At 35.0% G+C, this 14940-nt stretch carries 15 protein-coding genes; 2 read left to right on the top strand and 13 right to left on the bottom strand.

The features are described 5' to 3' along the window. Window positions 1–42: 42 nt before the first annotated feature. The 5 genes from LACWKB10_RS02870 to LACWKB10_RS02850 form a co-directional block, all read right to left on the bottom strand. Window positions 43–1371, bottom strand: a complete 1329-nt coding sequence (locus tag LACWKB10_RS02870; RefSeq protein ID WP_369792479.1) for an MFS transporter — start codon at window positions 1369–1371, stop codon at window positions 43–45. 136 nt (window positions 1372–1507) lie between these two features. Beyond that, entirely contained in the window at window positions 1508–1792 is a 285-nt protein-coding gene (locus tag LACWKB10_RS02865; RefSeq protein ID WP_034978583.1) for a hypothetical protein, read from the bottom strand. Between the two features lie 146 nt (window positions 1793–1938). Further along, entirely contained in the window at window positions 1939–3249 is a 1311-nt protein-coding gene (locus LACWKB10_RS02860; RefSeq protein ID WP_034978581.1) for an NCS2 family permease, read from the bottom strand. Between the two features lie 139 nt (window positions 3250–3388). Continuing rightward, the gene (locus LACWKB10_RS02855; RefSeq protein ID WP_052060254.1) at window positions 3389–4834 is read right to left on the bottom strand and encodes a DASS family sodium-coupled anion symporter; all 1446 of its coding nucleotides are present in this window, start codon (window positions 4832–4834) and stop codon (window positions 3389–3391) included. Between the two features lie 100 nt (window positions 4835–4934). Further along, entirely contained in the window at window positions 4935–6242 is a 1308-nt protein-coding gene (locus LACWKB10_RS02850; protein WP_034978579.1) for an NCS2 family permease, read from the bottom strand. Window positions 6243–6467: 225 nt separating this feature from the next. On the opposite strand from LACWKB10_RS02850, the gene LACWKB10_RS02845 reads away from it, so the two are divergent. Beyond that, on the top strand, window positions 6468–7259 hold the full coding sequence (locus LACWKB10_RS02845; protein WP_034978576.1) for a Cof-type HAD-IIB family hydrolase: 792 nt from the start codon (window positions 6468–6470) through the stop codon (window positions 7257–7259). Here the strand turns inward: LACWKB10_RS02845 and LACWKB10_RS02840 are convergent. The 5 genes from LACWKB10_RS02840 to LACWKB10_RS02820 form a co-directional block, all read right to left on the bottom strand. Next, a complete protein-coding gene (locus LACWKB10_RS02840) occupies window positions 7256–8110 on the bottom strand; it encodes an amino acid ABC transporter substrate-binding protein (protein ID WP_034978574.1) in 855 nt (284 codons plus the stop codon). The two genes, LACWKB10_RS02845 and LACWKB10_RS02840, sit on opposite strands and share 4 nt — an antisense overlap. Beyond that, entirely contained in the window at window positions 8111–8764 is a 654-nt protein-coding gene (locus tag LACWKB10_RS02835) for an amino acid ABC transporter ATP-binding protein (protein WP_034978572.1), read from the bottom strand. 18 nt (window positions 8765–8782) lie between these two features. Next, window positions 8783–9424, bottom strand: a complete 642-nt coding sequence (locus LACWKB10_RS02830) for an amino acid ABC transporter permease (RefSeq protein WP_034978570.1) — start codon at window positions 9422–9424, stop codon at window positions 8783–8785. Window positions 9425–9664: 240 nt separating this feature from the next. Then, entirely contained in the window at window positions 9665–10354 is a 690-nt protein-coding gene (locus tag LACWKB10_RS02825; RefSeq protein WP_034978568.1) for a deoxynucleoside kinase, read from the bottom strand. A gap of 12 nt (window positions 10355–10366) precedes the next feature. After that, window positions 10367–11017 (bottom strand): deoxynucleoside kinase, encoded by a 651-nt coding sequence (locus LACWKB10_RS02820; RefSeq protein WP_034978566.1) that lies wholly within the window; start codon window positions 11015–11017, stop codon window positions 10367–10369. A gap of 745 nt (window positions 11018–11762) precedes the next feature. Between LACWKB10_RS02820 and LACWKB10_RS02815 the strand changes: the two genes are divergently transcribed. After that, a complete protein-coding gene (locus tag LACWKB10_RS02815) occupies window positions 11763–13391 on the top strand; it encodes an ABC transporter ATP-binding protein (RefSeq protein ID WP_052060253.1) in 1629 nt (542 codons plus the stop codon). A 251-nt stretch (window positions 13392–13642) separates the two neighbouring features. On the opposite strand, the gene LACWKB10_RS02810 is transcribed toward LACWKB10_RS02815, so the two are convergent. Genes LACWKB10_RS02810 through amaP form a run of 3 tightly spaced genes read right to left on the bottom strand, consistent with a single transcriptional unit; the run spans window position 13643 to window position 14936 of the window. Continuing rightward, window positions 13643–14173, bottom strand: a complete 531-nt coding sequence (locus tag LACWKB10_RS02810; protein ID WP_369792478.1) for an Asp23/Gls24 family envelope stress response protein — start codon at window positions 14171–14173, stop codon at window positions 13643–13645. 14 nt (window positions 14174–14187) lie between these two features. Beyond that, the gene (locus LACWKB10_RS02805) at window positions 14188–14370 is read right to left on the bottom strand and encodes a DUF2273 domain-containing protein (protein WP_034978562.1); all 183 of its coding nucleotides are present in this window, start codon (window positions 14368–14370) and stop codon (window positions 14188–14190) included. Window positions 14371–14381: 11 nt separating this feature from the next. Further along, window positions 14382–14936, bottom strand: coding sequence for an alkaline shock response membrane anchor protein AmaP (gene amaP / locus LACWKB10_RS02800; protein WP_152560552.1), 555 nt, complete (start codon window positions 14934–14936; stop codon window positions 14382–14384). Between the last annotated feature and the right edge of the window lie 4 nt (window positions 14937–14940).

Here is a 14940-nt window from a genome sequence, read left to right as displayed (position 1 = left end):
GTTTTTAAACGTGATCTATTAGCTTTTTTATCATATCAAATTTTATTTTTTTAGATATTTAGGTGAAGTTTCTGGTGCCCAGATTAAACAAATAACAAAAGCAACAAAGAGAACGCAAGCACAAACAAGCATTGCTAAGTTGGGTCCACCAAGTTCTGTTAAAATTGGCAATAAAAATGTACCGGCAGCAGCGCCAATGCGACTAATTGTAATGCAAGTTCCCACGCCACTTGCTTGAACTTTAGTGTCAAATAATTCTGTAGGATAAGGATAATCAAGTACCAAACCTGAAGATAAAATGACTGCAAAAATTGAAAAAATAACTATTTTAACTAAAGAAGAAACATGAGGCATTAATGCTAGAATTCCTATTAATAGTGCAGATAATAGAAAATTACTGATTAAAAACAAACGGCGACTGAGGTGATTAAAAAGATAAATCCCTAAAAATATTCCAACTAGCATGCTGACATTGTATAAATCTCCTGAAACTTTAGGATTGCTAATGTCCATGCCTTGCAAAAGAATTGGTAGGAAAATACTAATCCCAAAAAATGCAAAGGTTTGGCAGGCATAAAAACTTCCTCCCACTAATGTACTGCGTAAGTATTTTTTACTAAAAAGAACTGTCCATGAAGTTTGTCCAGCCTTTTTGGAACGCTTAAAGTGACGTGAGATGCCCCATTTATGACCTAGTATTCTACCAATAAGTCTGTTAGCGGCTTTAATTTTACCTTTGCTGGCAAGCCATCCGGGTGAAGGTGGCAATGGAAATAGGCTGCGAAAGAGTGCAGTAATCAATGCTGGAATAGCACCTGTTGCTAAAATGATCTGCCAGGTATGACTACCATAGCCTACCAAATATGTACCGGTTAAGTATGAGGCAATGAAGCCTAAAACCCAATAGATTAACAAATGACTCTGCCTTTTGCTGTCTTCGCCTTTAGGCAGCCATTCAGTCAATAGAGCATTTCCAGCAGTATAATCAATCGCCATCATCAGTCCAATGCCAATCCTGATTAGAAATGTTAAAGAAAGACTGGTTGTCAGAGGATGAAAAAGAGAAAGAATGGCCAAAACGTACATATTGCTCATCAATAATTGACTTCGGCCAATTTTATCGGATAAGCGTCCAATCAGAGCACTGCTGGATAAACCAATCAAACCACCAGCTCCAATCAAACCAGTCCACATATTACTAATTTGAATGTACTTGGCGGCACTGTTCATAGCTACGCCAGTAATTCCTAATGAAAAGCCACAAGTAAATTGCCCTAAAGCAATGGCAGTCATTATGCGTAAATGAACTTTTGAAAGAGGTGCCTTTTTATAATCTTTTTTAATTGTTTTTGTCTTTTTTTCTTTCATGATAATAGACTAAATACGAGCTACTTAATCTACTTTACAACTTCCCTTTCATTGAATGAATTAACTGCTACTTAACATAACAAATTTTGACGATTCGTGCAAAAATAACCTAAAATGAATTAAAAGCAAAAGTTCATTTTTAAAAAATTAAAATAAATATAACTAAAACTAAGGCTGCAAGTAGCCAAATACTAAAATTTACTACTGCTTTTGCAGTATTTTTATTATCAAGGTTAGTGTGATTAATCAAATATTCGCAGGCAAATATCAAAAAGCTGAATGTGACCAACCACAAAATGGCGTAGAGTCTTCCAGCAATTGAATAAGGGAAAAAGCTAGAATTAAAACTAGTTAATAAAGCAACAACAAAGAACGTAATAGTGCCAATATAGCGGCTGAACCATTTCTCCTTAGTGTTAGACATGATAATTTACCTTCTTTCAAGAATAAAATGTAAATATTTTTATGAATTATAATAGCAAGTAAATAAAAAATAAAGTGTAATTTATCAATTAAGTATAAACAAAAAGGTCACTTCAAAAAGTGACCTTTGTAATTAGACAGATATTCTTACATATTTGTGATCAGGAAAAAGAGGACAAATACGATTAATAGAACATACATCATTGGTGAAACTTTCTTGGCCTGTTTAGAAGCGATCATAGTAATCGGATAAGCAATCATGCCTAAAGCTAAACCGTCTGAAATGCTGTAAGTTAATGGCATACCAACTACCGTCAAAAACGCTGGAAGGGCAATTTCAAACTTATCCCAGTCAATTTTCTTCAGGTTGCCTGCCATGAGCACCCCAACAATAATTAATGCTGGAGCAGTAACAGTAGTAGGGATAACTGCCAAAAGTGGACTAAAAATCATTGAAATCAGGAAAAAGATTCCTACAAAAATTGCTGTTAATCCTGTACGGCCACCCATGGCAATTCCCGCACTGGATTCCACAGAAGTTCCAAGTGGAGCAGTTCCTAAGACAGCTCCTTCGACCATTGCCAGTGAATCGGAAATAAAGGCTCTTCCAATACGGGGAATTTTACCATTTTCATCAACCATACCCGCTTGTTCAGTCATGCCAATCAGAGTACCAGCAGTATCGAAAAATGTAACTAATAAGAACGTCAAAACCACCATAAATAACTGAGGGGTATTAATGTCTTTTAAATGAAAAACAGCTTGACCAAAAGTAGGTGCAATACTTGGCGCACTGGCTATAATACCTTTGGGGACTGCAACCTGGCCAATAATAACTCCGAATACGGCAGTTACTACCATGCCAATAAAAATTGATCCGGGTATATTCATTGCCATTAAAATTACTGTTAAGGTTAAGCCGAAGAGGGTAATCCAAACGGCTGGTGAATTAAACTTGCCCAAAGTAACTAAATTTGAATCGCTATTGACTATTAGTTTGCCATTTTGTAAACCTATAAATGCGATAAATAAACCAATTCCAGCTGAGATGGCATATTTCAAATCTTGCGGGATGGCATCAACTACTATTTCGCGCAATTTCAAGACCGTTATCAAAATAAACAAAATAGAGGCCACTAAAACAGCAGCCAAGGCTGTTTGCCAGTTAATATGCATTCCACCACAAACATTGTAGGCAAAAAATGCAGCACTGCCTAGTGTAGGAGCTAAGGCTACAGGGTAATTAGCAACTAGACCCATAATAAAGCAACCAATTGCAATTGAAACTGCGGTAACTGTAAAGGCTGCCCCCTTATTAATACCTGCTGCGTGCAAAATATTAGGGTTAACAAAAAGGATGTAGGAGAGACTGACAAATGTGGTTAGTGCAGCTACTAATTCACGTTTAACAGTGGTATGAGCATCGTTTAAATGAAAGACTTTGTCTAATGTCGTCATTTTTTCCTCCAAAAATATTTAAATTATAAAGAACTAATATATCTAGTATATAACTTATTAATTCAGAAAAGCCATGTAAAGCAAAGAATATTTCCGGGGAAATAAAAAAAGCAAATCTGTACAGATTTGCTTTATCAGTTTACCACATACCAATTAGTTTCATCCAAGCTAATCCGATTATGCCATAAACTAAGATATAGAAGATACCGAATATAAAACTCAATTTCCACCATTCATCTTGTTTTACATAGCCGGAAGAAGCTAAAACTGATGCAGCAGGACTGGAGTAATGAGTAGTAGATCCCATGATTGCTGAAAACAGTGCTAAGAACTGAGCCGCTAGTAATTTAGGTGCTCCAGCTGAAATAGCTACAGTTAAAAGTGGCAGGTACATTGCTGAATTGTGAGCTGTAGCACTTGCAAACAAATAATGAGTGTAGAATAAAACAAGTGCTAAAACTACTAAAACTAATAGCCAGTTGAGACCTTTCATTGCACTGGAAATACTAGTTGATATCCACCCAATCAAACCAAATTGAGTTAGTTTTTCAGCCATGAATACTAAAATAGATAACCAGATCAAAATGTTCCAAGCTCCGGTTTCACTTAGCAAGTCTTTAGGTGCTAATACACCTGTAAGAAGTAAAAGTGAAACGGAAATGAATGCAATTAATGTAGCATCTATTCCTAGAGTACTGGAAAGCATCCAGAGTACTAATGTAATTGCAAAAATAACTGCCATTAATTTTTCAGGCAAAGTAAGTTTACCCATTTTTGCCAATTCACCATCAGCCCACTCCTTAGCGTTAGGAGTTTCCTTAATTTCTGGCGGATAAAGTTTATAAACAAAATATGGTACAACGAGTAAACAGATTGCTGCAGGAACAATGCTGGCCATTAACCATGGCATCCAGCTAAGAGTCACGCCTGCTTTACCAGCAAGTGCAACAGCGATTAAGTTGGGTGCGCACGCAGTCATAAATAATGATGAAGTAATAATGTTAACTTGAAATTCCGTAAAAGTCAGGTATGCCCCCATCTTTTTACGTGATGGGTCATTGGGCTTAGAGTCAAATGTATTTGCTAATGATTGAATTAATGGATATACTACGCCACCTGCTCTAGCACCGTTTGAAGGAGTTGCAGGAGAAACTATTAAGTCAATAGCACCAATAGCATAGCCTAAGCCTAAGGATTTATGACCAAACCATTTAACAAAATATAAAGCAATTCTCTGACCTAAGCCGGTTTTTACAATACCACGTGAAATCATAAAAGCCATAACGATTAGCCAAGCAGATGAATTAGAGAATGCGTCAATGGCACCTTTTGCAACAACTTTACCGTTAACAACTTTGTCGGCAAGGGGTGCAAGCCCAAGGCAAATTGTAAGAGTAAAGCCTATTAGAGTAACACCGCTAATAGCTATTGGTAACGTAATACAACCAATGATAGTTCCAATAAATATTGCCAGCATATGCCAGGCTTGAACTGATACTCCAGCAGGACGAATTGGGGTCGTAAACCAGATAATAAGACCAAACAATAGTGGCAATATAAATTTTTTATAATCTATCGTCTTCATAAAGGACTCCCTTCAAAATAAAAAGCAAATATATTAGGCGGATAAACACCCTTATATTTGCTTAGTTTACCATATTATTCGTTTAAAACAATTAGTAAGTTTAAAAATTTAATACCCATAAGAACACAATGAATACGAAGAAAAGTATCCACATCATTGGTGTAACTTCTTTTATTCTCTTAGCGGCAACCATACAAATAGGATATGTTATTAAACCTAGAGCTAAACCGTCTGAAATTGAATAAGTTAAAGGCATACCGATTAAAATTAAGAAGGCAGGAACGGCAATTTCCATTTTATCCCACTGGATATGAGCAGTATTTTGAGCCATCAAAACTCCAACGATAATTAGTGCCGGAGCGGTGACGTGAGTAGTAAATAACCCTAAGAGAGGGCTGAATATCATTGAAATTAAAAAGAAAATTGCTACAAAGACAGCTGTCAAGCCTGTTCTACCACCAACTGCAATACCGGCACTAGATTCGACAAATGCACCTACTGGTGAGGTTCCTAGAACTGAACCAACCATCATAGCAGTGGAGTCTGAAGCCAATGCTTTGCCTACGCGGGGCATCTTATTGTCTTTCATAAAGCCAGCTTGTTGAGCTAGACCAATTAAGGTCCCAGCAGTATCAAAGAATGTTACTAAAAGAAAAGTAAGGACAACAACCCACATCTGTAAAGTATTAATGTCCTTAACATGAAAAATTGCTTGACCAAATGATGGGGCAATGCTTGGAGCAACAGAAATTATTTTAGTTGGTAAAGAAATTTGTCCTGTAACTACACCAAAGATAGCTGCTAAAACCATTCCAATAAAAATAGCACCGGGCACATTTAAGATCATTAAAACAACAGTAACAATTAAGCCAAAAATAGTAATCCAAACGGCTGGATCATGAAGAGATCCTAAACCAACCAAAGTTGATTTGTTTGCTACAATTAAGCCACCGTCTTGCATTCCCAAAAAAGCGATAAACAAACCAATTCCGGAAGAAATTGCGAATTTTAGATCGGAAGGAATAGCGTTAATTATCATCTCCCGTAGCTTAAACATAGTAATTAAAATAAAGATGATAGATGCGACAAAAACAGCAGCTAAGGCTGTTTCCCATGAAACATGCATGCCTACGCAAACGGTATAAGCAAAAAACGCATTGATTCCTAAGGCTGGTGCTTCTCCAATAGGATAATTGGCAACAATTCCCATTATTGCAGTACCCAAGGCACTAGCTAAGGCAGTTGCTGTGAAGACTGCTCCTTTATCCATGCCACTGGCTCCCAGAACACTGGGATTAACAAATAAAATGTATGACATGCTGATAAAAGTTGTTAATCCAGCAAGAAATTCAATTTTTACATTAGTCTTATACTTATCGAGTTGAAAATAACTCTTTATAAAGTTCATCTAACCTCTCCCAAAAATATTGTTCGCGTTTTATATTAAATCTAACGCCTTTAACAGTTTATCATTCATTTAAAACAATGTAAATACGAATTATATGTGTAAAATATAGTAAAATAAATACAATTTTCTAATAAAAGCCCTTCTGGTTAAATTGACCAACTAATACTTTAATCGGTAAAATAAACATAAATCAGTAAAGGATTCTGCATCCTGTAAGGAGAAAAAATGGGGATACTAATTTTTTCGGATATAGACGGCACATTAATCAACTCAAAGCAAGAAGTTACACTGAAGACTAAACTTGCTATTCGTAATCAACTTATTAAAGGCAATGTGTTTGTACCAGTTTCTGCACGGATGCCTAAGGCAATTATGTCCGTTGTGGGAGAAATTACCAGGTCATGTCCGATGGTTGCCTACAATGGAGCTTTGGTTTTGGATAAGAAAGGTCACATTCTTGATTCGCATTTTATGTCCTCTTCAAAAGCTGCAAGCATTTGTACTTATATAGAACGTCAGAATAATGGCGTGGTGTGGAATGTTTATAGCGGTGATAATTGGTATTATTTCCCAGGTAATAATAATGATTTGGTTGAAAATGAAGAAAAAATTGTTAAATTTAGAGCACAACCCAGTTCAATTACTGAAATAAAACGTCTTGAAAATGTACATAAAATTTTGCTCATGGGAACACCAAGCTTATTAGATGATACTCAAAAGGAACTCAGAAAGCTTTATCCAGAATTCTATATAGTGAAATCTGCCGCAAATTTGTTAGAGGTTGTTGTTAAACGAGTTTCTAAAGGTCAGGGAGCAAAAGTAATAGCCCAGTCTTTTGGCATAGAACTAAAAAGGTGCTGGGCTTTTGGAGATAATTATAATGATGAAAAAATGCTTCAATCAGTTGGTCATCCTGTAATAATGGGGAATGCACCACAAGATTTGAAAAAGAAATTTAAAACTACTTTAGATAACAATCACGATGGAATAGCTGCAATACTTGACAATTTAAATTAATCCTTTTTTGTTTGAAGTAAAGGGGATTCAGCTTTGTTACCAAACCATTTGTGATTAATCTTTGTTAAAGTGCCATTTTTTGCCAGCTTTTCTAAGGCATAATTGATTTTCTTATGCAAGGTTAAGTCGCTTTTTCTCATGCCTACACCAAATTCTTCTTTTGGAAAAGGACTTTCGATCTCAGTAAAGTTTTCCGGGTGTTTTTGCCGTGAAATGTAATAATTTGCATAGGTGCTATCTATCAGCAAGCCTTGGATGCGACCTGCATTTAGATCTATAAATGCATTAGTGAAGGAATCATAAAGGATAGGATCCTGATTTTTAATATGATTTTTAAAAACTTTCGGATATTTCATTACGTCATTATAGCCGGAAGAGCCAGTTTGAACGCCCAAAGTCTTATTTTTCATTGCGGCAATGGTATTAATTTTATTCTTTTTAAGACTTACTAATACCTGAGAAGTATATAGGTAAGTTTTACTAAAACTTACCTTAGCTTCACGCTCTGGGTTTTTGCTAAAACCATTCCATATAAGATCAATTGTGCCGTTTTTTAATTCGGTAGTATTCATGGACCAGTCAATTGTTTGAAAACTGACGTTAATACCATATTGTTTAAAAACAGCATTTGCGAGATCAACGTCGTAACCAATTAACTGACCATTTTTTTGTCTAAAGTCCATGGGCACAAAAGTATCATCTACACCAACTGTAACATAGCCGCGTTGCTTTATAAGAGACCAGTTGTCAACTGCATTAGCTTTTCTATTAACTGATATGCCACTGCAGGCAGAGATAAATAAAGTACAGATGAGCGTTGTTATGAGGGCTAAGAGGCGCTTTGTTTTCACTTATATTACCTTCTTATCATCTAATGCTTTTACTTTGAATACCTGATCAGCCACTTGACTGGCAAATTCCATGTCATGAGTGACAATAATTTGCGTCATGTTGTTATTATTTTTAAGTTTTAAAATTATTTCTCCGACTTTTGTTCTTAAAGCAGGATCTAAAGCAGAAGTGGGTTCGTCATAACATAGAATATGGGGTTCCATTGCTAGAGCACGTACAATAGCTACTCTTTGTTGCTGACCTCCAGAAAGCTGATAGGGATAGAGCTGTTCTTTACCAATTAAATCTAGTTGTTTAAGCAATTTTCGCGCACGGGCTTGTGCCTGATCTGTACTTTCTTTTAAAACTAGTGTTGGTGCCAAAGTAATATTTTCGATTACAGTTAAATTGGGGAAAAGCTCATAGCTTTGAAAAACTACTCCGATAATATGACTTTTGCTATCAGGAGCGGCTGGGTCAAACTTTTGCCCATCCCACAAAAAATCACCGGAATCAATTTTTTCTAAACCACTTAAGCAGCGCAGCAAAGTAGTTTTTCCTGCTCCAGATGGTCCTACAATGGCTAAAATTTGTCTGTCAGGAATAGTTAAGTTTAACTTGTTTAAAATCGTACGAGAGCCAAATTTTTTAGTAATGTTTTTAAGTTCTAACATAGTATTGTTTCCCCTAATTTACTTCCACTTTGCAAAATTGTGTTCAATTTTTTTCAGCAAAAATGATGCGATACCTGTCATTAATAGATATATTATACCGACTATCACTAAAGGAATTAGCGTTACATCTCTTGCTGTAGCAACATTGCCAGCACGTAAGAGTTCACCCAAACCAATGACATAGACTAAAGAAGTATCTTTAACTAAGTTGATCACTTCATTGCCAATTGAAGGTATAACTATTTTGCTGACCTGAGGAATAATAATATGGGTCATTGTTTGCCAGTAATTTAATCTTAAAACGCGAGCACTTTCGTATTGACCTACAGGGATTGATTGAAAGCCACCACGGAATATCTCAGCAAAATATGCCGTATAGTTTAAAATAAAAGCGAAAAGTGCTGCATCATAGCGTTCAAAAATGATGCCGACTATAGGCAAACCATAGAAAATAAAAATTAATTGCAGCAAAAGAGGGGTACCCCGCATAATCCAAATGTAAAATTTTAAGATTAACCTTAAGGGCTTAAAATGCGAAAGCAAGCCTAGGCTGACTATAATTCCCAAAGGAATAGAAACAATCAAAGTCCAAAAGAATAAAATTAATGTCATCTTTGCACCTGAAATTAAAGAGGGCATAATTGAAAGGATATAGTTCATTTTTTCTCCTTTTTACTGAAATTAATTTGATTAGAGAGACTAATAGGGCAACTCTTTTAATACCAGCTAAATTATATAAATTGATTAAAAAAATATGTGAAAAAATATATGTTTTAATCATAACATAGTTTTCGAAATTTTATTTAATTAATATAGAAATTTGTAATTTGCTGATAGTTAGTTTAATAAGCATGACATGAAAAAAGCCACTAGCTGTAGCTAATGACTCTTTAAAATGATTTATTGTTGCTCGATTTGAATAGCTGTAGACTTGTCCCAAGACTTAGGTAGTTTGCCCATTTCTTTTAACTTGGCAACGATTTGATCTAGTACAATTTCTCTAGCATGATCATCAGTAATGAAGTCTAGTTTGTCACCATCTATTTCTATTTTAGGAGAGTAATCGTATTTTTCATACCAGGGTTTGTAGTAACGCAAAAGTCTCTTATAGTAATCTTCCAGCGTTGCGTCGTAGCTCAGCTGTTCATAAGGACGTCCTCGTTTTTGAATCCTTTTAATCATAGTGTCATATGAAACCTTAATATGAACAAGCAAATCAGGATTTTTCTTTGGCATGTGCTTAAGTTCACCCATCATATTATTGAGCAGTTCATAATATGTATCAACTTCTTCTTTAGTAGCCCGACCAATGTCTGCATTCATTTGGAAGAAAAGAGCATCTTCATAAATTGAACGATCAAGAACGTTATTATCATCGGTTAATGCATCCTTGATACTACGAAAACGAGTGTTTAGGAAAAACACTTGGAGTAGAAATGCATATTTTTTAGGATCAGCATAAAAAAGTGGCAATACAGGATTGTTATCGACACTTTCATAAAAAGGTTTAGTTCCTAAATACTTAGCTAAAATACTGGTTAAACTGGATTTACCGGCTCCAATTGGCCCGCTTAAAACAATAACTGTCATCACGTTCCTTCTCTATTCTAAATTGCCTATTGCATGCAACTTGTCATCAATTTGACTTAAAACTTCTTTTTTGGCATCTTCATCGCAAATGAAATCATATTTATCGCCATCAATTTTGATCTTGGGAGATGCATCATATTTTTCGTACCAAGGCTCGTAATACTTAATTAGCCTGGCATAGTAATCTTTTAAACTGGGATCAGTACTGATTTGCTCAAATGAACGTCCACGTTTTTTAATGCGCTTAAGCATAGTATCCAGGGAAACATGAATGTAGATTAGTAAATCGGGTTTTTTGCTAGGATTGCCCGGAGTGTCTTCCATCATATTTTCTAGCAAACTATCATATATTTTAAATTCAGTAGGGTCTGCCACTTTACTATCTGCATTCATTTTGAAAAATAGTGCATCTTCATAAATCGAACGATCAGAAACACTGTTTTTTTCTAGAATTGCCTGGTTAATTTGTGCTAAACGGTGGTTAAGCAAGTAGATGTTGAGCAAAAAAGTATAGCGTTTCATGTCTTGGTAATATAAAGGAAGAACAGGATTATTATCAACTCCCTCGTAAAAGGCTTGTGTACCTAAGTGCTCAGCTAAAATACTAGTTAAACTGGATTTACCGGCTCCAATTGGCCCACTTAAAACAATAACTTGGATCACGTTCTTTCTTAAATACAATATATAGATTCTTATTTAGTTTAATACGAGATATAGTGGTAGACAAGGAAAAAGTAAATTTAAATTGTAGTGAAAAAGTCAAGTGATTTTGTATAATACAGAAGTAAAAAGTTGTAGATATTGTCAAAATTGAAAATTTGAACTTATGATTTTAAACTGTGTTACACGTGAAACTAAAATAAATCCTCAAAATTAAACTAATAGTTATTAACTTGCAATAGAGTTAGAGCATGATGGAAATATTTATTCTATAGCAAGCCGTACAGCTTGCATTTAGCTTTTTTATTGTTAAAGCAAACGAAGCTGAAAGCAGTTGTATAATTTAATTCAATTAAAACATGATAATGATATCTCAACTATGAAACAAAATTTTTTTAAGAATATAAAGCAGTTGCACTATTTATATACTGTTGCCAAGAAATAATTCTAAATATAAAAATTAAAAATAGATTGCTTTTATATTATAAAAGCCATAAAATGATAAATAAATTATAAAGATAGTAGAAAATACGTCAAATAAAAAGGGCAAATTAGTATGTTTCATGCCGTAATTGGTACTTAGGGGATTTTTAGAAGGGATGCTAAAGCCCACAATAATTAAATTATTTGAGAGCCTGCAGCTTTGAAATAGGTCAAAGATTAATGTTCTTTGCAAACTGTTTCTCTCAGGAAGATATGTCATTTTAGTATTAGCTCTAAAAATAGATGTTTTGACAGGAAGTAAATCATGGACGATACTATAACAAAATTTTCGCTTTGGACCTACATTAAACGTAATTCAGGCATGTATGTAATTCTGGCCATTTTCTATTTTGGCCGGAATGTAGCACAAACTGCTGCCAGCATTTTTAAAGGTAATGCACTTACTGCTTTGACTCAGCATAATTTAAACGGCTTTATTGTTGATACAGGCTTAAACTTGCTTAGCTGGGGCTTTTTTCTGATTTTCTTTTTTTGTAGTTCACGGTATTCCGCTGTAATCATCAAGGCTGTCGATAATTCCATTAGGAGCGCATTAGCTCATATAATTGGTCGTCAAGAGTATGAAGGTTTTAACAAACACACGGAAGCTGATTATGTTTCCTGGTTTACTAACGATATAAACCAAATTAATCAAGATGGCTTTTTCAGTTTAGAGCAAACATTTAGCAGCGCACTCCTAGGCATTATTGCCAGTGTCATCCTGTTTTTTTACCATCCACTCTTATTTGTAACCACTTTGGTTTTTGCTGTTATTATGATTTTATTTCCCCGTCTTTTTAAGAAAAAGTTGGAGGAATTATCGCAAAAACAAAGCAAGCAAAATGAGGTATTAACGTCAAAAATAACCGATGTTCTTGAGGGCTTTGTCAACCTGCTCACACTTGGTCAGCAAAAATTGCTCAATAAAATAGTTCTTGCGGTATCAGATAAGACCGGACAGGCTCGGGTTAATTACATTACAGAAATGTCCTTTTCTAATGCACTGATTAACCTGATTAGTGTATCTGCTCAAACTATTTTAACTGTTGAATCCGGATATCTGGCCTTTCACAATCAGGTTCCAATTGGTGCTATTTTAATTGTTGGTTCAATGTCCGGGAATGTCTTTGGCAGCTTGACAGAAATCAGTATTGATCTAACTTCAATTCGGGCAGTTCAGCCTATTTTTGACAAATATAATAAATTGGCTAATACACAGGAAAAAACTGGGGATAAGAATGTTGCTCCTTTGACCCAGCAAATTGCATTTAGCAATCTTTCATTCAGCTATCCCAATAATGACAGACCTATTTTAACAAATGTTGCCGGCAGCGTTAAGCGAGGGGAACGAGTGGCCATTGTTGGTCCGTCTGGTTGTGGTAAATCAACCCTCGTAAAATTAATTGGTGGTTTGTTAACAGGCTACCAAGGTTCGCTGACTTGGGATAATGATGAATACAGCGAACTTAATTTTAGTTCGCTGCACAAGCAGATTGCTTACGTTGACCAGTCTGCCTATATTTTTGACGGCAGCCTGCGTTATAACATCACTTTAGATCGGAAGACAACTGACAAAGAAGTTAATGCTGCAATTACGCGTGCCGGTCTCGAAGAGTTTGTTGCTGACAGTGCCAACGGTCTTGACACTGTTTTAAAACACGCTGGTAATAATATTTCAGGTGGTCAAAAGCAACGAATTGCGCTTGCACGACAGTTACTTAATAATCCGCAAGTTATCTTAGCCGATGAAATTACTTCAGCAATAGATGAAAAAGATGGCCAGAAAATTGAACAAAGTCTGCTTGATTTGGACAACATCACTTTAGTCTACATTTCTCATCACTTGCGACCGGAAATCAAAAAGCAATTTGATCAAGTGATTGAATTGGGATGATAGAATGATACATCTTTTAACAACCAATTAAATAAGCTGGTGAAGCCTATTTTCGAGATTGGTAAAAACAAAAACACCTACTAATAAGTATGGTTAATGAAAACAAATCAAACAGATAATTAGGTTTACCTAAAATTCAGGATAAATAAAAAAAGGGAAACCATCAAAATTGAGGTTTGCCTTTTTTGTGTAAGTATTATGATCTTTTTCTAGAATCTGCCACATAAATTTGTCGATTGAGATTGAAAATACTATTTAACTCTAGATTCTTTAGATTCCTTTTTCTTTTCTTCGGCTTTATCTTGAACTTTGTCTTTTTGATCGGTAATTTTTTCCTTTGTATCCTGAGCAGCTCCAGTGATGCGGTCTTGTAAGCTGACAGAATCTTTTTCGTGTTGCTCTTTAGTTTTAATATCAACTACTGTGACGTTAACTTCAACAGTATCAAGACCGGTCATTTCTTTAACTTTTTCTTGAATTTTTTGCTTTATTTGATCGTATAGCTTAGTAATATCAACGCCATATTCTGCAACAATTTCAATGTCAACAGCTACTTGTTTTTTACCAACTTCAACATTTACGCCTGAAGTGACATCATCGCTGTTGACAATTTTATCAGCGATATTTGAGAAAAAGCCACCGTTAACAGTTAACAAACCTTTAATATCTGATAAAGCAATGCCAACAATTTTTTGAATTACTTTTGAATCGTATTTTAAGTCACCTTTAACTTCTGGTTTTGAACTACCTTGATTTGAACTTGATTGTACCATATTGCATATACTCCTTATATAAATTATTTATTCTGTAACATTTTTTTGAATACCGGCCAGTAATGTCCAACTAAAAAGCCGCAGACTAACATCACGATTACGAAAATAGTTTTAAAAAATCCCAGTACCAAAAAGCAAAATGCCAGTAACACACCAATTACAGCACCGCTTATTTCTGGGAGGTATTTTTTATATTCTTCTTTCATTTTGACCTCCTTCATTGAACGCGCTTTTCAGGTTTATCTCCTTTGTGATAATTGATAAACTTGATTTTAATTTTTGGTTTTTGTTCAATTCCTAGCAACTGCTTCAGGTTCTTTTTTAATTCTTCAAGGTAATCATCAAGTAGGGCAGCAATGTTTTCACCTGGACCAAGATCTCCGCCAATTTTAATTTTAATCCGGTGTTTCGTAAGTTTGGAACTAACTTTTGCATTATTTAAATAAGGCAAGTCAGCAAGTGAATTCATTACATAGCTATTAATGGCTTTTGAAGTAACCTTAACTTGACCATCACGTTTATGAATTAAATTAAAGTTTCTCTGGACTGGCCAGAATAGGATGACAATTAAACTAACAATTAGTATTATAAAAACAATTAGACTGATACCAATTAAATACCAGGCAAATATAGGATTAAGAGAACCTAAATGCGGTAATTTAATCTTTAAATATTTTTGCCAAAAACTACTGGTTTCCCATATTAAGTAACAAGGCAAAGGTAGCAGTAACAACATGCATAATACCAATAGCCATTTTTTACTCCTTTTCAACTTA

Origin of the sequence: Lactobacillus sp. wkB10 (genome assembly GCF_000760615.1) — a bacterium.
GTDB classification, from domain to species: Bacteria; Bacillota; Bacilli; order Lactobacillales; family Lactobacillaceae; genus Lactobacillus; species Lactobacillus huangpiensis.
Note: the sequence above shows the minus strand (reverse complement) of the source record. Positions and strands in the feature narration are given on the sequence as shown.